This window comes from Devosia sp. MC521 (genome assembly GCF_014127105.1).
Taxonomy (GTDB): domain Bacteria; phylum Pseudomonadota; class Alphaproteobacteria; order Rhizobiales; family Devosiaceae; genus Devosia.
The window spans coordinates 1,546,297-1,561,321 of record NZ_CP059902.1; the positions used below are offsets into that span (position 1 = coordinate 1,546,297).

15 protein-coding genes and 1 tRNA gene are annotated in these 15,025 nt (G+C 56.2%); 11 read left to right on the plus strand and 5 right to left on the minus strand.

Annotation, left to right across the window (positions count from 1 at the left end; genetic code table 11):
* The first annotated feature begins 31 nt into the window (after positions 1 to 31).
* A complete protein-coding gene (locus H4N61_RS07420) occupies positions 32 to 805 on the plus strand; it encodes a crotonase/enoyl-CoA hydratase family protein (RefSeq protein WP_182395652.1) in 774 nt (257 codons plus the stop codon).
* Here H4N61_RS07420 and H4N61_RS07425 read toward each other — a convergent pair.
* Positions 798 to 1,259 carry a MarR family transcriptional regulator gene (locus H4N61_RS07425; protein WP_169194008.1) on the minus strand — a complete coding sequence of 154 codons (462 nt, stop codon included), beginning with the start codon at positions 1,257 to 1,259 and terminating at the stop codon, positions 798 to 800. The two genes, H4N61_RS07420 and H4N61_RS07425, sit on opposite strands and share 8 nt — an antisense overlap.
* Positions 1,260 to 1,550: 291 nt before the next feature.
* On the opposite strand from H4N61_RS07425, the gene H4N61_RS07430 reads away from it, so the two are divergent.
* The 3 genes from H4N61_RS07430 (at position 1,551) to H4N61_RS07440 (ending at position 4,522) form a co-directional block, all read left to right on the plus strand.
* The gene (locus H4N61_RS07430; protein ID WP_169194007.1) at positions 1,551 to 2,093 is read left to right on the plus strand and encodes a TRAP transporter small permease; all 543 of its coding nucleotides are present in this window, start codon (positions 1,551 to 1,553) and stop codon (positions 2,091 to 2,093) included.
* 11 nt (positions 2,094 to 2,104) lie between these two features.
* The gene (locus tag H4N61_RS07435) at positions 2,105 to 3,415 is read left to right on the plus strand and encodes a TRAP transporter large permease (protein WP_169194184.1); all 1,311 of its coding nucleotides are present in this window, start codon (positions 2,105 to 2,107) and stop codon (positions 3,413 to 3,415) included.
* A gap of 84 nt (positions 3,416 to 3,499) precedes the next feature.
* Positions 3,500 to 4,522, plus strand: coding sequence for a TRAP transporter substrate-binding protein (locus H4N61_RS07440; protein ID WP_182395654.1), 1,023 nt, complete (start codon positions 3,500 to 3,502; stop codon positions 4,520 to 4,522).
* 59 nt (positions 4,523 to 4,581) lie between these two features.
* Here H4N61_RS07440 and pobA read toward each other — a convergent pair whose 3' ends face one another.
* Positions 4,582 to 5,742: a 4-hydroxybenzoate 3-monooxygenase gene (gene pobA, locus H4N61_RS07445; protein WP_169194005.1), complete on the minus strand. Its 1,161-nt coding sequence runs from the start codon at positions 5,740 to 5,742 to the stop codon at positions 4,582 to 4,584.
* A gap of 49 nt (positions 5,743 to 5,791) precedes the next feature.
* Here pobA and H4N61_RS07450 point away from each other — a divergent pair, with 49 nt between their 5' ends.
* A complete protein-coding gene (locus H4N61_RS07450; protein ID WP_182395656.1) occupies positions 5,792 to 6,667 on the plus strand; it encodes a helix-turn-helix domain-containing protein in 876 nt (291 codons plus the stop codon).
* Here the strand turns inward: H4N61_RS07450 and pcaQ are convergent.
* Positions 6,654 to 7,595, minus strand: coding sequence for a pca operon transcription factor PcaQ (gene pcaQ / locus H4N61_RS07455; RefSeq protein ID WP_169194003.1), 942 nt, complete (start codon positions 7,593 to 7,595; stop codon positions 6,654 to 6,656). The genes H4N61_RS07450 and pcaQ overlap by 14 nt on opposite strands.
* A gap of 149 nt (positions 7,596 to 7,744) precedes the next feature.
* Here pcaQ and pcaD point away from each other — a divergent pair, with 149 nt between their 5' ends.
* The 6 genes from pcaD (at position 7,745) to H4N61_RS07485 (ending at position 11,569) form a co-directional block, all read left to right on the plus strand.
* A complete protein-coding gene (gene pcaD, locus H4N61_RS07460; RefSeq protein WP_182395657.1) occupies positions 7,745 to 8,539 on the plus strand; it encodes a 3-oxoadipate enol-lactonase in 795 nt (264 codons plus the stop codon).
* On the plus strand, positions 8,526 to 8,921 hold the full coding sequence (pcaC, locus tag H4N61_RS07465) for a 4-carboxymuconolactone decarboxylase (protein ID WP_169194001.1): 396 nt from the start codon (positions 8,526 to 8,528) through the stop codon (positions 8,919 to 8,921). The genes pcaD and pcaC overlap by 14 nt, the downstream gene beginning before the upstream one ends.
* On the plus strand, positions 8,918 to 9,664 hold the full coding sequence (pcaH, locus tag H4N61_RS07470; RefSeq protein WP_169194000.1) for a protocatechuate 3,4-dioxygenase subunit beta: 747 nt from the start codon (positions 8,918 to 8,920) through the stop codon (positions 9,662 to 9,664). Before pcaC ends, pcaH begins: the two co-directional genes overlap by 4 nt.
* Complete coding sequence (gene pcaG, locus H4N61_RS07475; RefSeq protein ID WP_169193999.1) at positions 9,664 to 10,275, plus strand: protocatechuate 3,4-dioxygenase subunit alpha; 612 nt, start codon at positions 9,664 to 9,666, stop codon at positions 10,273 to 10,275. The genes pcaH and pcaG overlap by 1 nt, the downstream gene beginning before the upstream one ends.
* Positions 10,276 to 10,292: 17 nt before the next feature.
* Positions 10,293 to 11,330, plus strand: coding sequence for a 3-carboxy-cis,cis-muconate cycloisomerase (locus H4N61_RS07480; protein WP_182395658.1), 1,038 nt, complete (start codon positions 10,293 to 10,295; stop codon positions 11,328 to 11,330).
* 162 nt (positions 11,331 to 11,492) lie between these two features.
* Positions 11,493 to 11,569 (plus strand) — tRNA-Asp (locus tag H4N61_RS07485).
* A 216-nt stretch (positions 11,570 to 11,785) separates the two neighbouring features.
* Here H4N61_RS07485 and H4N61_RS07490 read toward each other — a convergent pair.
* Both H4N61_RS07490 and H4N61_RS07495 read right to left on the minus strand, forming a co-directional pair.
* Complete coding sequence (locus H4N61_RS07490) at positions 11,786 to 12,661, minus strand: DMT family transporter (RefSeq protein ID WP_182395659.1); 876 nt, start codon at positions 12,659 to 12,661, stop codon at positions 11,786 to 11,788.
* 1 nt (position 12,662) lies between these two features.
* The gene (locus tag H4N61_RS07495; RefSeq protein ID WP_182395660.1) at positions 12,663 to 14,999 is read right to left on the minus strand and encodes a PIG-L family deacetylase; all 2,337 of its coding nucleotides are present in this window, start codon (positions 14,997 to 14,999) and stop codon (positions 12,663 to 12,665) included.
* Positions 15,000 to 15,025: the final 26 nt, after the last annotated feature.

Consider the following 15,025-nt stretch of genomic DNA (forward strand, 5'->3'; position numbering starts at 1 on the left):
GCAGTTCACTGCCACAGTGAAAGGTTGGTCTATGACCCAGTCTGACGTTTTAAAAATACAAAATCACGGGGCAATAGCGCATATTGCGTTGAACCGGCCCGAAAAGCGGAATGCCCTAAACGACGATCTGATTGCAGCGCTCGACGCATTCTTCTCCAGTCTTGGGGATGAAACGCGCGCGGTGATCGTTTCTGGTGAAGGCGGACATTTTTCATCTGGACTAGATCTGTCCCAACACGTCGCTCGGGCGCCGCTTGAAGTGATGGCGCATTCGCGCAATTGGCATCGGGTCATGGCTCTGGTTGCGCAATCTCCGCGTCCCGTGATTGCCGCAATGTCTGGAGCCGTCATGGGGGGCGGGCTGGAGTTTGCCGCGACCTGCCACGTTCGCGTGGCGGAGGAGTCGGTCCGTTTTCAAATGCCTGAAGGCCTGCGTGGGATTTTCGTTGGCGGCGGCGGTTCGGTGCGCATCTCTGGTCTAATTGGGGCCGACCGCATGACGGAGATGATGCTGACAGGGCGGAGCTACACAGGCGTTGAGGGGGAAAGGCTGGGGCTGGCCCATCATTGTGTGCCCGAGGGGCAGGCGTTGACCAAGGCCTTCGAATTGGCGGAGAGGATCGTAAAGAACTCACCGACGATCAATCAATTTATCATTCAAGCCATCGCTCAAATCGCAGCCATGCCGCCTGAAGCGGGTCTCTATGCCGAAAGCCTTGTGGCAGCACTAAGTCAGACAGGCCCAGATGCGGAGGAGGGGCTGCGCGCCTTCCTCGAAAAGCGTCAGCCGGTATTTGTCAGGTGATCTTCTTGAGCAGGCTCAGCAAGGTGTCACGTTGTTCCGTCCCGCCAAGCCTGGCGACGAGGTCATCCTCAAGCTTGGCGTGGACGTCGCGAGCGTCTGCCAAAAATCTGGTGCCCTGTTCAGTCAGATACAGAGCATTGGCGCGGCGATCATTGGCCACGACTTCGCGGCTGATCAATCCGCGTTTTTCGAGCCCGTCGACAAGGGCCACAAAATTGGCGCGCTTGATAGAGAGTGCCGCTGCAATCTCACTTTGTTTGCGCCCAGGGTTCTCTTCCATGAGCACAAGAACAGAATACTCGGCCGGCCGGAGGTTTAGCGTCTCGAAGAAGCTCAAGAATTGCTGGAATACGCTGAGCTGTGCCCGGCGCAGACGGTAACCAATCATACCCAGCGTCGCCTCTGTGCGGAGGTTTTCGTCGGATGTGTTGGTTAGAGCCTCATGCTCGTTCATTGCTGGCTCCGAAGATGCGGGCTGTGCTTGTGGCGAAGTCGGTCATTTGTTATGCTTGATAACATTGTTGACATCTGGTCCGTCAAGCTTAGCCTTTTATAGACCTGCAACTCGCTTATCAATCTGGTTGAAATAGTTATATATATCGCGCCGATGTTGGTGTTGTATCGATGTAAATTACATGCGGGGCGGTAAAGTAATAACTCTGTGGTTATAATGTGGGGATCTTATATCATTTTACACTACCGCGCCTGAGGCGTTTAATCGCTATCGTTGGAAGAGGGGGGAGCCGTGTTCCAAGATACTTCACTACTCGGCAGGTCCGCGCATGGGCTGGCGCGATGGACCGCTTTGCTCGGTGGCTTCGTGCTGCTGGCGATGATCGGTATCGTTGTTTTTAGTGTTATCGGTCGTGCCTTTATCTGGGCCGGAATGAAGCCCATTCTTGGCGATTACGAGCTCATATCGGTGGGGATGGGCTTTGCCGTTTTCGCGTTTTTGCCTTGGGCGCATCTAACTCGTGGTCACGCACTTGTTTCGCTCGTCACCGACAATTTCGGTGACCGCGCGAATATGTGGATCCTGGTGGTGACAGATCTTCTGATGCTGCTTGCATCGGCATTCATAGCCTGGCGCCTGTGGCTCGGCATGCTGGATAAATTCAACTATCGCGAAACGACCATTCTGCTCGGCCTTTCAATGGGCTGGGCCTATGCGGCAGCCGTCATCGGGGCCGTCGTTATGGTGATCGTTTCAGCATACGTACTGGGCCGATCGATTGGCGATGCGATTGCGGGACGTGCTGCGCCAAAGCACGCGGGGAGCGAACATTGAGCTTTAACGTCATGTTGGGGCTGCTTGGCATCCCCGTTGTTCTCATTCTCGTCTTTCTGCGTGTCCCCATCGGCTTGGCGATGATGATCGTCGGTATCTTTGGCTCCTGGATGGTGACCAAGACCTTCAATCCGGTGATGTCGCAGTTCAAGTCGCTCAGCTACAGCACTTTTGCGTCCCATAGCCTCTCGGTTGTGCCGCTGTTTTTGTTGATGGGGCAGTTTGCAACGCTGAGTGGGCTGTCGAGTAAAATCTTCACGGCTGCAACAGCTTGGCTCGGCCATCGCAAGGGCGGGGTCGCGATGGCTGCCATCGGTGCCAGCGCGGGCTTTGGCTCAATTGTTGGCTCATCCTTGGCGACGGCAGCCACGATGGGGCGCGTTGCGTTGCCAGAGCTAAAAAAGCATGGCTATTCCAACAGCCTTGCCACCGGCACGGTTGCTGCGGGAGGGACACTTGGGATTTTGATCCCGCCCTCGGTGATCTTGGTCATCTTCGCAGTGTTGACCGAGCAAAATATCGCCAAGCTCTTCATGGCCGCCTTTATCCCAGGGATCCTTGCTGCGATCGGCTATATTATTGTTATTGCGATCTATGTTCGCGTTAGGCCGGGCGCTGGCACCACTCTAGAGCGCAAGCCCTATGGTGAGCGCTTTAAGGCGCTGTTCGAGATTTGGCCCGTGCTTGCCGTCTTCACGCTGGTTATCGGCGGCATTTATACAGGCCTCTTCACGCCGACTGAGGCGGCCGCTATTGGCGCGGCGGGCACAGGGTTGATTGCTCTGGCAAACCGGAGCCTGACGTGGGCCAATGTGCGCGATGCACTGCTCTCGACCGCAGCCTCTACAGCGATGATCTTCTTGATTGTTTTTGGCGCGGCGGTCCTGAACAGCTTCCTGGCGTTGTCACAGCTGCCACAGATGTCTGCTAACTGGATTGGCGAACAGGCGTTCAACCCTTGGGTCGTGCTGGCGATTGTCCTCGTGTTCTATCTCATCCTGGGCTGCGTCATGGACTCCCTGTCCATGATCCTGCTGACCATTCCGATCCTCTACCCAATGATGATGGTTCTCGATTTCGGTATGACACCAGATGAGTTCGGTATCTGGTTCGGCATCATTGTTTTGATCGCGGTAGAGGTTGGCCTGATCACACCGCCGGTGGGCATGAACCTGTTCATCATCAACTCAATGTCCCCAGAGACCAAGCTCTCAGATACCTATGCTGGGGTTATTCCTTTTGTCATCAGCGACATAGTTCGAACCATAATCCTGGTGGCGTTCCCTGCCATAACCTTATGCTTGGTTTGGTGGGTGTATTAGCGATTTGCCTGCGTGGACTTGGAGGAAAGGGCACGCAGGCATTTAAGCCGGGACATTTCTCGGCCTTTTAAAGGGAGGAAGATTATGAAAAAGACCACTCTGCTTCTGGGCGCACTTGCGGCGCTGGCCATGTCATCCACGAGCTTTGCTCAGGAAGTGACACTGCGCATTCACCAGATGCTCCCGGCGCAGGCAACGATCCCTGCGCAAGCAATCGAACCTTGGACCAAGATTGTGAGCGAGGCCTCGGGCGGCCGTATCGCTTTTGAACTCTATCCTGCCATGCAGTTGGGTGGCGTTCCTGCCGACTTGTACGATCAGGCTAAGGACGGCGTCGTCGACATCATCTGGACTATTCTGGGCTACACACCAGGCCGTTTCCCCAAAGCCGAAGTCTTCGAGCTGCCGTTCATGCTGACGTCAGGTGAAGCGTCTTCTGCTGCGTTCTATAAATACGTGATGGAGAATGCTGCCGACGAAATCGCCGATACCCATGTTCTGGCGCTGCACACCCATGGTCCTGGCCTGTTCCACTCCAACGATCCGATCACTTCGTTGGAAGATTTGAAGGGTATGAAGGTCCGCGGCGGATCGCGTATTATCTCCAACATGTTGCGTCTCTTGGGGGCGGAGCCGGTCGGCATGCCGGTAACGCAGACTCCAGAAGCTCTTTCCAAAGGCGTGATCGAAGCGACCACGGTTCCGTGGGAAGTGACGCCATCGCTGCGCATCGCCGAGCTGGTCAAAAACCACACCGGTTTTACCAGTGACTATGGTCTCTACAGCCAGACATTTGGCATGTTCATGAACCATGACAGCTACAACAACCTCACCGATGATTTGAAGGCGATCATCGATGAGCACAGCGGTCTTGAACTGTCCCGCCAGTTCGGTCGTGTGATGGACAATGGCGATGCCACCGGTCTTTCTCTTGCGGTCAAGGCTGGCAACAATATCGTTCAGATCGATGCTGAGCAAACCGCCCAGTGGGTGGCCGCAGCTGAGCCAACCTACGCGGATTGGTACAAGGAAATGGAGGCCATCGGCGTTGATGGCCCCGCGCTGGTGGGAAAGGCCCGCGCGTATATCGCTGCTGAAGGCAAATAATCTGCCGCAATGAACTATGAAGCCCCGCCCGTGTTGGCGGGGCTTTTCTATGAGAAACTCTAAGATCTTAAGCCTGTATAGTTCTCAGCGAGCGAGCGTTGAGCATGAGTGGAGCTAATGAGATAGTCGAACTCCGCCCGCTGCATGTTCTGCTCAAACGCGGTGTGCTGTGGGAAGACATGGAGCAGGTTTGTCATCCACCAACTAAAACGTTCTGCCTTCCAGATATGGGCGAGTGCGCGGGGTGAATAGTGGTCGAGGCCTGCCGTGGATTTTCCGATAAGTGCCTCCGTCAGAGCTTCCGCCAACAGAGCCACATCGGACATGGCGAGGTTGAGGCCCTTCGCCCCTGTGGGTGGCACGATATGGGCTGCGTCGCCGGCCAAAAACAGCTTGCCGAAACGCAGCGGCTCTACAACAAAACTGCGCAGCTGCGCGATCGACTTCTCCAGTGAGGCGCCAGTGACCACCTGTTCGGCGATTTCTGGAGAGAGGCGCGAACGCAGTTCATCCCAGAAGCGATCGTCGCTCCAATTCGATACATCTTCCGAGGCGTCGACTTGGACATAATAGCGACTCCGGGTTGGCGAGCGCTGTGAGCACAGGGCAAAGCCTTGGTGGTGGTGCGCGTAGATCAATTCATGCGCGACAGGGGGCGTATCAGAGAGTAGGCCCAGCCAGCCAAAGGGGTAGACCTTCTCATAAACGTTGAGCGCTTTCGGCGGCACACTTGCTCGGCTTACGCCGTGATAGCCATCGCAGCCCGCGATGAAGTCGCACTCCACTGTCTTGCGCACGCCGTGTTCTGTCCACGAGACACTTGGGGTGTCATCTAGATCGTGAAGTTCAACGTCTTCCGCTTCATAGATTGTCGTTTCTCGCGGACGTAGTGCCATGAGATCGCGTGTGATTTCGGTCTGACCGTAAACAGTCACATGTCGTCCGACGAGCGCGGTGAAGTCGATGCGATGGTGGGTTTCGCCGTAGCTGAGCGTGGTGCCGTGATGGACTATGCCCTCTCTTTGTAGGCGGTCGGCCGCCCCGACTGTCTTGAGCAGATCGACAGAACTCTGCTCCAGCACGCCAGCCCGGATTCTCCCCAAAACATAATCAGCGGTCTTGCGCTCCAGAATAATATTGGCAATGCCCACTATGTCTAAAAGGCGCCCGAGCATGAGGCCAGCTGGGCCGGCGCCGATAATAACGACCTGCGTACGCATAGAACGATCCCCCTCGCTTGCAGGATGCGCTCCAAATATGGTCAGGTGAATGGATCAGAGCGACAAAAAGCTGGACGATCTGAACATGTCGCATATTCCGACTTACACGCTTTATGGTGAGCTGACCGACCCGCACGAGTTGCTGCATTGGGAGACTATCCAAGCCCGCAGCCGGCTACATGGCTTCCACATCGATAAGCATCGCCATGAGCAATTGCTGCAGGTCTTGGTGATCGATGGTGGCACGGCGACGGCGGTGTTGGACGGCGTTCAAGTCTCGTTGCACTCTGGTGATCTGGTGCTGATCCCGACAATGGTCGTGCACGAATATTGGTTTTCGGAGGATGTGGACGGACTTGTCCTCACGCTTTTCGAAACTGATATTCGCGCCTTAGGCTTCGCTTTTGACCAGGCTTTGGTCATTCACGGGGTGGTTGACGCGCGCTCATTGGTCGATCAGGTGCTTGGTGAACTGCGCAGTCCGGGTGCGAAGCATGAACTCGTACAAAACGCGCTTCTAACGCTGCTATTCGCTGCGATTGAGCGTGCTTCAGCAGCGTCCATCCAGTCCGATAACCCATTGCAACGCAATCAGCTTCTCTTCGATCGATTTCGAGGAATGGTCGAGCAAACCTATCGCAGCTCACGCAGTGTCTCGGTTTTGGCCCAACAGCTGGGGGTCAGTCATACCCACCTCAACAGGGTCTGCCACGCCATGCTTGGCGGTTCCGCGCAATCAGTGATCAATCGACGACTGGCGACGGAGGCACGGCGCTATCTCATGTTTTCAGATCTGTCCGTCAAACTTGTGGCGTCCGAACTCGGGTTTGATGATCCGGCCTATTTCGCGCGGTTCGTGACGCGACATTTGGGGAAGTCTCCACTGCAAGTGCGGGCGGATCGGCAAAACATCATTCGGCGTTAGGAGGCATTCGAATCTCCTCAGCGCGCTCGCGCACCATGTTCATCAGCGTCGTGACATCGATCGTCGGATCGACATCGGTGCGGGTGGTGAACCCTAAGGGCCCGACTGTTTCACTCAAATCGAAGGGGAGTTTGACGAGTTGATGTTCAGCCAGATCGTTGGCAACGACACCTTCGGATATAAACCAGATTGCGTCAGTGCTGCGCACATAGGCGCGCGCAAATGCATCTGATACGGTTTCGACCCGGCGCTTATGATCGATGACATTGTGTGCCAAAAACAGCCGCGACACCAACGGATAGATCAAAGCGTCTGGCGGCGGCAATAGGACTTCGTAGTCCGCCACGGCAGACAAATCGAGGTGGTCACGGGCGAGCAGCTCGTGATCTTTGCGCACGACCGCGACGGCGCACTCAGAGTAGAGATGCTCGAAGGAGAGGCCGAGCATATCAGCCGGATCCGCCATGCGGCCGATGACAAAATCCACATCGCCGGTACGCAGAAGCGAGAGCAAGTGTCCATTCGGACCGGTAATGATGCGGGTCACGACATCGGGCACGGCTTGGGCGAATTGCTGAACGGCTTTGGGCAAAATGCGCGCGGATACTGAGGGTAGGGCGCCGACCCGCAAAGTCGTCGCCTGGGATGAGCGGCGCGTGGCGTCGATCCCTTGCCGGAGCGCTGACATGCTGGTCGAGGTGTAGCGATAGAAGACTTCACCTAATCCTGTCAGCGCAAGCCGACGTTTACTGCGATCAAAGAGTGCTTCGCCCAAAATCTCTTCGAGGTCCTGAACGGTTTTCGTAACCGCCGGCTGACTTATGTTCAGAGCCTCAGCAGCCCCGACAATCGAGCGAAGGCGGACCACTTCGAGGAAGCAGACTAGGTGGCGAATTTTTATCCGTGGGTCTACCAAGCGGCCGCTCAAACTGTCCTCCTAGTTATAAAAGGCGGGTGTTTATTGAGGATCGCTGCGTTTCGCTCGCTCGTCAAATAATTTGAGGGTTATATTTAGGGCTGAAGTTATCATTTTACCTTCGCGCGTGTTTCTCTCTAATCTCAGGGTCGGGGGACGGTATGGCTTTCTTAGAACGATATTCAGGCGCGCTGTACTATCGCCTCTGTGGTCCAAAGCTCGGTCCAGCGCTGGTCTTGGTCAACTCGCTCGGCACCGATAGCCGAATTTGGGATGATGTGATCTCCCATCTTGCTCAGCGCTATCGTGTTTTGAGTTATGATCTCAGAGGTCATGGTTTGAGCGCGGTGCCGCGCGGACCATATACTCTTAACGATCAGGTCGACGATTTGCTGGCGCTGGTTGACCATGTTGGTTTCGACCGCTTTGCTCTGTGCGGCGTGTCGATTGGTGGGCTTATCTCGCAAGGCGTGGTGCAGCGCTGCGCTCAAAGGGTTGATGCGCTCATCCTCTGCAACACCGCGGCAAAGATCGGCACCGATGCCTTCTGGAATGAGCGGATGGAGACCGTATTGGCTTATGGGGTGGAGCCAATCGCTGATGCAATCATGACGCGCTGGTTCAGCCCTCGATTTGAGCGAGATAATACTGCAGCTTGGAGTGTTTGGCGTCGGCAGTTCTTGCAGAACAGCGCGCAAGGTTATGCTGCAACCTGCGCAACATTAAGGGACGCTGATCTGACATCGGCCCTTGATCATATCTCAGTGCCGACACTTGTTTTCGCGGGTTCTGACGATCAGGCAACCCCGCCTGTGCTGGTAAAAGCAAGTGCCGATCGCATCGCGGACGCCAGCTATATTCTGCTTGAACACGTGGGGCATCTTCCGAGCCTAGAGACGCCGGGCCAACTGTCTCGTCATATTCAATCTTTTTTGGAAGGGCATGGTCATGCCTAACTCAGCACCATTCGAGCAAGGTATGAAAACGCGTCGCGCCATTTTGGGCGACAAGCATGTGGATGCGGCAACAGCTCGAATTTCCGATCTGGATCGGGATTTTCAGACTTTTATCACCGAAACCGCGTGGGGCACGGTTTGGTCCAACCCTGATTTGACGCCACGTGAACGCTCTTTGATCACCTTGGCAATCCTCGCGGCATTGGGCCGCGAAGAAGAATTCGCCATGCATGTACGCGCAACAGCCAATACAGGCGCCACGCAAGAGGACTTGGCGCAAGTTCTGATGCATGTTGCAATCTACTCAGGAGTTCCGGCGGCGAACGCAGCGTTTCGCTTGGCTAAAGAAGAACTCAAAAAGGTCCAGGGGGAGGACAGATGAGCGGTATAATCTTACCCGGAGATGACGGGGTATTGTTTCAGCGAGATCGCGACTGGCATCCGCCAGCGGCGACACCGGGGTACAAGAGTTCCACCTTTCGCTCCCCTCAGCACAGCCTCATCGCTTTGGGGCCAACCAAGTCGGAGATGACTGGTCCGACTTTCGGTCATGAGCCAATCGGTGCGCTGGATAATGACCTCATCCGCAACTTTACTAAGGATGGGAATGAAGCCATTGGTCAGCGCATGATCGTCTATGGTCAGGTGTTGGACGAGAACGCGCGCGCGGTTCCGAACACTCTGGTTGAGTTCTGGCAGGCCAATGCCGGCGGGCGCTATCGTCACAAGAAGGAAGGCTATCTCGCCGCTCTTGATCCCAATTTTGGCGGGTTTGGCCGCGCTATTACGGACCAGAATGGCTTCTATAGTTTCCGCACAATCAAGCCCGGTGCATACCCTTGGCCCAATACCGGCAATGACTGGCGCCCGGCACATATCCACTTCTCGGTGTTTGGCCATGCCTTCGCGCAGCGGCTCATCACTCAGATGTATTTTGAGGGCGATCCGATGATCTGGCAGTGCCCGATTGTGGGCACGATTCCTGACAAGAGCGCGATTGATCAGTTGATCGCCCGATTGGACAGAATGAATACGACGCCGATGGACGCCTTGGCCTATCGTTTCGATATTGTCTTGAGAGGCCGCCGCTCCACCATGTTCGAAAACAAGTTGGAGGGGAACTGATGCTGCACCCAATCCCTGTTTTGAAAGAATCCCCCTCGCAGACCGCCGGCCCATATGTCCACATCGGCATGACGCCCAACTTCTGTGGCATTACCGGCGTTATCGCCGAAGACACCGGCAAGACTATGTTGGGTGAGGGCTATAACGGCCCGCGCATTGCTTTACGCGGTCGGGTTATCGATGGTTCCGGAGCGCCAGTGTCCGATGCTGTGCTCGAAATTTGGCAAGCTGATGCCGAAGGCAACTTTCCCCAGCAAGGAGACTCCCCACCGTTGTTTACCGGATGGGGTAGACAGCCTACCCAGGAGGACGGATCGTTTCTTTTCGACACGGTTAAGCCCGGTCGCGTAAAGGCGCCGGATGGCACTCTCATGGCTCCGCATATCAGCGTGTGGATCGTGGCGCGTGGCGTCAATATTGGTCTGCAGACCCGTGTCTATTTTGACGACGAGGCAGAAGCCAATGCTGCAGACTATGTCCTAAAGAAAATTATGGACCTACGCCGTCGGGCAACTCTTGTTGCAAAGCGAGATGACGCAGATGGCACGCTCGCGTATCATTTTGACATTCGCCTGCAAGGCGAAGGTGAAACCGTGTTCTTTGACATCTGATTTTTGGGTCACTGGCTATGAATAACCTGCTGTCGGCCTTTGCCAGTGACCCGGTAATCGAGGCGCTGCTCAGTAACGAAGCGCTCGTCAGCGGTTATTTGGCGTTTGAAGTCGCATTGGCGAAAGCTAGCGCCATTTCCGGCTTCATTCCTGAAGCCGCAGCGCAAGAAATTGAAACAGCGCTCGCACAGTTCTCGGTGGATTGGAACGACCTCAAACTCGGCATGGCCCGCGATGGCGTACCCATTCCCGCACTGATTAGGCAGCTCAAGCCTCGGCTTTCGCCGTCTGCCGCTGTGTATCTGCACAAGGGCGCGACGAGCCAAGATGCTGTCGACACCGCACTTATGTTGCAATTGGCGAAGGTGATTGCCATTTATGAGGAGCGGATCTCTCTGCTTCTGACCAGACTAGGCGAGATGAAGGCTGAATTCGGAAACAGGCCTTACCTGGCGCATACGCGTATGCAAATTGCCCTAGCGTCCACATGGAGCGCCAAACTCGCCACTTGGAGTGAACCGCTCGCGCGCATTTTGAAAGCCTTAGGCCCTTTGCGACAGTCGCTTTTGGTGCTCCAATTGGGTGGCCCAGTGGGTGATCGCGCCAGTTTTGACGGGTATGGCGATACTATTGCTCGGCACATGGCGGAAATGCTGGACCTCGGTCTCGCAGAGCCTTGGCATAGTCAGCGCGACCAAATCGTCAGCTTCGGCAATATCCTCGTGCAGATAACGGGCATTTTGGGGAAGATCGGCATGGATGTGGCCCTTCTTGCGCAGAATGAAATCGGCGCTGTCCGCCTGACTGGCGGCGGATCGTCATCTGCGATGGCCCATAAATCTAATCCGGTAACTGCCGAAGCTTTGGTGACCTTAGCCAAGCAGGTTGCGGGGCATGCTGGCACGCTCAATCTCGCGATGATCCATGAGAACGAGCGCTCAGGCGTTGCTTGGGCTCTGGAATGGCTGACACTACCCACAATGCTGATCTCAACCGGCGCAAGCCTCAATCACGCGGCTTCTCTGCTCGGGCGCTTGGAGGTTGTACCGAGCTAATGCTGCGCTCATGCAGGTGGATCGCAGGAACACAGGCCTTTGACGGAGTTTTCCACGTCTAAGGCACAGTGATCTCGATATATTTTTGTCAGCACCTTTCCTTTGGCCGAATAGTGCAGTAGATGAGTTTCACGTTGCGCCGAACGAGAGTTCGCAAGCGCTGCGGGAGTAGCTCAGTTGGTTAGAGCGCCGGCCTGTCACGCCGGAGGTCGCGGGTTCGAGCCCCGTCTCTCGCGCCATTTTCTTTCATGAAATTGTTGCGGTTATTAGTTCATCCCTCGTGGGATGTTGTGCCGCGTTAGTATTTTGCTCGGGCGCGAGCGGGCCACCTCGACCGGACCTCGCGGACCTCAGCCTCCATGGCCGTGAGCTTCTTATAAGACACCTCAAGCTCGATATTTCTATTATCTGGGTCCATCCTCGGTAGAGGCGGGACCCGAAGGTCGAGCGCGAGCTTAGGGTGCGGTGCGGTGTGCCGACTGTCGTTTGTCGAGATGATTGGTGATGTAAAGCGCCGATAGGATAATGGCGATGCCAATAGCGGTTGACGCGGATGGTATCTCACCAAAGGCAAGGAACCCTGCGGCGGTTGCGGCTATAATGGAAAGATAGTGAAAGGGCGCCAGTTGATTGGCTGGGGAGCTCTGATAGGCGCGGAGAAAGCAATATTGTCCAACTTGCGCGAGTACACCGATCGCTATCAGGACTGGCCAATCGCCAAGACGCACCGGTTCCCACATGATGATCGCTGGGGCGGATGTGAATACAGTCAGCCCAACGGTATAAAAGACCATCAATGTGGTTGTGTTCTCTCCTGCCAATGCACGGGTTTGCACCGTGGATAGCGAACCGAACACAACAGTGCCAAGAGCGGCTAATAGGCCTAGGTTCCATTCGACTTGATTGGGGCCAATCATGATCAGCACGCCAAAAAAACCGATCCCAGTGCCTATCCAGCGCCACGGCCCCGAGCGTTCTTGAAGGAGCCAGCTGGCCAGCGCCAGAGTGACGAGCGGCCTGGTAAAGCCGATGGCGTTTACGAGCGCCAAAGGCAGTGCCGTCAGCGCTGCGAAATTGCAGTTAAGGGCAAGCGTATTGCACAATACCCGAAAACTGTGTTGTCCCAGTCGCTTGGTGCTTTTGAGCGCAGTGCGGTGTTTCCATGCCAGAGGCAGCACGCTCACGAGACCGATGAGCGAGCGAATAAAAACAATCTGCACCGATGGGTAACTGGCCCCGCTCATTTTGACGAGGACGGTCATAACAGTGACCAGAACCATGTCGGAAAGAAGCCACGCTAGCCCAAGGGGCAGCGCACGCGCTTGGGCCATTTTAGGCTCTTTGCAAGAGGTTAGCCATGATGCGGAAGGCGCCCGGAACCAGCTTATCGAGCTGGTGGTGCAGCACGAGGCTCGTGTGGGTATGGCGCCCCTTACCGATCCTCCCTGAGACGAGAGAACCAAAGAGCGGATTTTCGCCGACATCGTTCATACTTAGGAGGGGCTCATAAGCTTCATCCCAGTGAGAGGCGAAATAGAGACCGCGCTCTTTATCCCAGCCGTCAAAGTCGGCGCGGGTGATGGTATTGGGGCCAGCAAAGAGCGGATGGTTGGGCTGCAGGATTTCGACTGTGCTTGATGGGTTGTTGACGCGCCAGCGAAGCGAAGGCGAGCCGATCGTCAGCGGGCGAGGGGGGGTAGCTTGCTTGTCCCAGCCGTCCGTTGGGCGATGGTAGAGGGTGACCAAGTGCCCGCCGTTCTCGACGAAAGTGTGTAGCTTGCTGGTTACCGCTTTCAAGTCTGGGCGCGTGCCGAAAGCAAAGAGGCCGACGATGATAGTGTCATAGACTGAGAGGTCGCCCGCAAGTGCTTCAGCGTCTAGGTCGATGACATTGGCGCCCATGCGTTTAAGCCAGAAGCTGACATTGTCGGCCCCGCCGTTGATGATGCCTACCTTGGTGTCAGGCACTTTCAGATCGAGCGCCAATATGTCGAGTGTGAGCGGGCGGACATAGCGCGATGTGCCGATATGCTCGTAGGCAATAGGGGTGACGACGTGAGCCGAAAGTCCGTCAACGCTCAGTGGCAGGTGGTATTTACCGGGAGTGAGGTCAGGAGTTGCTGTGAGCTGCAGCGCATCGCCCGCAAATTTGACGCTGAGCCCAGAGGGGGTATTCTCAACTGATACAGACGATGGAGCGCCGGTGCTTTTCACAGTGAAGCTGTGCTGGCCCTGTGCGGGAAGCGCTAGAATGAGCGCCTCGGGCGTGATTGCGGCCCTTTTCGCTGGGGCGATTTGGACGGCTTCTTCCGTATCGAGTGCAAAGCGAACCTTGGTCCCGCTGACCTCGGCTTCGACTTCGAGCCAGAGCGCGCCGTTGCCGCCTAGGCTGAACCATTTTGGGTAGTAGGGATTGCCGACGTCGGCATGCGGATCGGCCTCAACAGTCAGGATGGCCGTGCGGGCGCTAAAACTGACAGGAACGCCGGAAGCAAAAGCTTTTGGCGCTACTGGTGTCACGGTGACAGTGCTGTCCAGTGGATGTGCACTTTCGATAGTGATCGTTACACTCGATCCGGGAAGGACATCGCGGGAGGATACGGACGCAGTCAGGTCCAGACCAGCGGCCAGTACGATTGCAGCGTCGAGTTCGACAATTTTTCGAGTGATGCGGTGCGCGTGATGGTCAGCGATTGCGTCAATACTGCTGAGTGCCTGCTTGGCCTCAATTAGGGCGCTTAAAATTTCATCCGATTTTGGGAAGGCTGCAATAGCGCTCGCAATAGCCGCGTCAGCCCGGGCCAATTCAGGCTGGGACCCAAGATCCGACAGTTTTGTCGGGAGGGCGTCAAAGACACTAATTTCAGCGGTTCCGCCAACGAGGTGGAGGTCCCAACGCGAAGCGTCATAGCGCCAGTCGCCCATATTCTGGGTGGCGTGATAAGCCCGCGAGACTTCGCCGAGACGAGCAAAGCTCAAGCCCGTGACCGGGTCGCATGCGCCCGCAATAATCGTCGTGGTTGCGGGAGGTGGAGGAACTTCGTCGTCATAATAGTCGCCGCCGCCGGACCATGCGGGGAGATAATATTTGCTGACCTTCCAAGGGGTGAGGCCGGCGATTTTATACGTCGGATCGGCTGACAGAGCGAGTGCGGTTTCGGCTGCTTCAGTCATGGCACGGTGGTGACCGTGCTGGCCCGGAACGTCGAGGAAGGTTGGAATAACGATGTCAGGGCGGAATTCGCGATAGGCGCGAACGAGCCGATCGATTGTACGTTCCTTGCCCCAACGGGCGAGTGTGTCTGGGCCGGATTTGGAAAAGCCAAAGTCGTGAACGGGGTCATTCGGTCCGTGCCCGAGCCAAGCGATGTCGGCATCAATAACTCGGGCGGCCTCTTCAAGCTCGCGGCTGCGGACAACACCCAGGGCTCCCAAACGCTCTGGACCGAGCGTGTTCTGACCGCCTTCGCCACGTGTCGAGCAGGCGACAACAATGCGTGCGCCGTGTTCATGGCGCAAGGAGGCGAGCATGGAGTTGTGCTCATCGTCCGGATGGGCGCCGGTGTTCATAACGGTCACTGTGGACTTGAGCCGCGTGAGGGCACGGTACAGCGCGACGAAGCGTGGCGATTTTGCTCGGTTATGAAGACGGTCGCGGGAAGAAAGCATGATCGACTAGTCCTTGCGTCGAAGAT

Excerpts from the sequence above, each read along its gene's own strand:
- H4N61_RS07420 (WP_182395652.1), top strand. The coding sequence starts at position 32 with ATGACCCAGTCTGACGTTTTAAAAATACAAAATCACGGGGCAATAGCG.
- H4N61_RS07425 (WP_169194008.1), bottom strand. The coding sequence starts at position 1,259 with ATGAACGAGCATGAGGCTCTAACCAACACATCCGACGAAAACCTCCGC.
- H4N61_RS07435 (WP_169194184.1), top strand. The coding sequence starts at position 2,105 with ATGTTGGGGCTGCTTGGCATCCCCGTTGTTCTCATTCTCGTCTTTCTG.
- H4N61_RS07440 (WP_182395654.1), top strand. The coding sequence starts at position 3,500 with ATGAAAAAGACCACTCTGCTTCTGGGCGCACTTGCGGCGCTGGCCATG.
- pobA (WP_169194005.1), bottom strand. The coding sequence starts at position 5,742 with ATGCGTACGCAGGTCGTTATTATCGGCGCCGGCCCAGCTGGCCTCATG.
- H4N61_RS07450 (WP_182395656.1), top strand. The coding sequence starts at position 5,792 with ATGGATCAGAGCGACAAAAAGCTGGACGATCTGAACATGTCGCATATT.
- pcaD (WP_182395657.1), top strand. The coding sequence starts at position 7,745 with ATGGCTTTCTTAGAACGATATTCAGGCGCGCTGTACTATCGCCTCTGT.
- pcaC (WP_169194001.1), top strand. The coding sequence starts at position 8,526 with ATGGTCATGCCTAACTCAGCACCATTCGAGCAAGGTATGAAAACGCGT.
- pcaH (WP_169194000.1), top strand. The coding sequence starts at position 8,918 with ATGAGCGGTATAATCTTACCCGGAGATGACGGGGTATTGTTTCAGCGA.
- pcaG (WP_169193999.1), top strand. The coding sequence starts at position 9,664 with ATGCTGCACCCAATCCCTGTTTTGAAAGAATCCCCCTCGCAGACCGCC.
- H4N61_RS07480 (WP_182395658.1), top strand. The coding sequence starts at position 10,293 with ATGAATAACCTGCTGTCGGCCTTTGCCAGTGACCCGGTAATCGAGGCG.
- H4N61_RS07490 (WP_182395659.1), bottom strand. The coding sequence starts at position 12,661 with ATGGCCCAAGCGCGTGCGCTGCCCCTTGGGCTAGCGTGGCTTCTTTCC.
- H4N61_RS07495 (WP_182395660.1), bottom strand. The coding sequence starts at position 14,999 with ATGCTTTCTTCCCGCGACCGTCTTCATAACCGAGCAAAATCGCCACGC.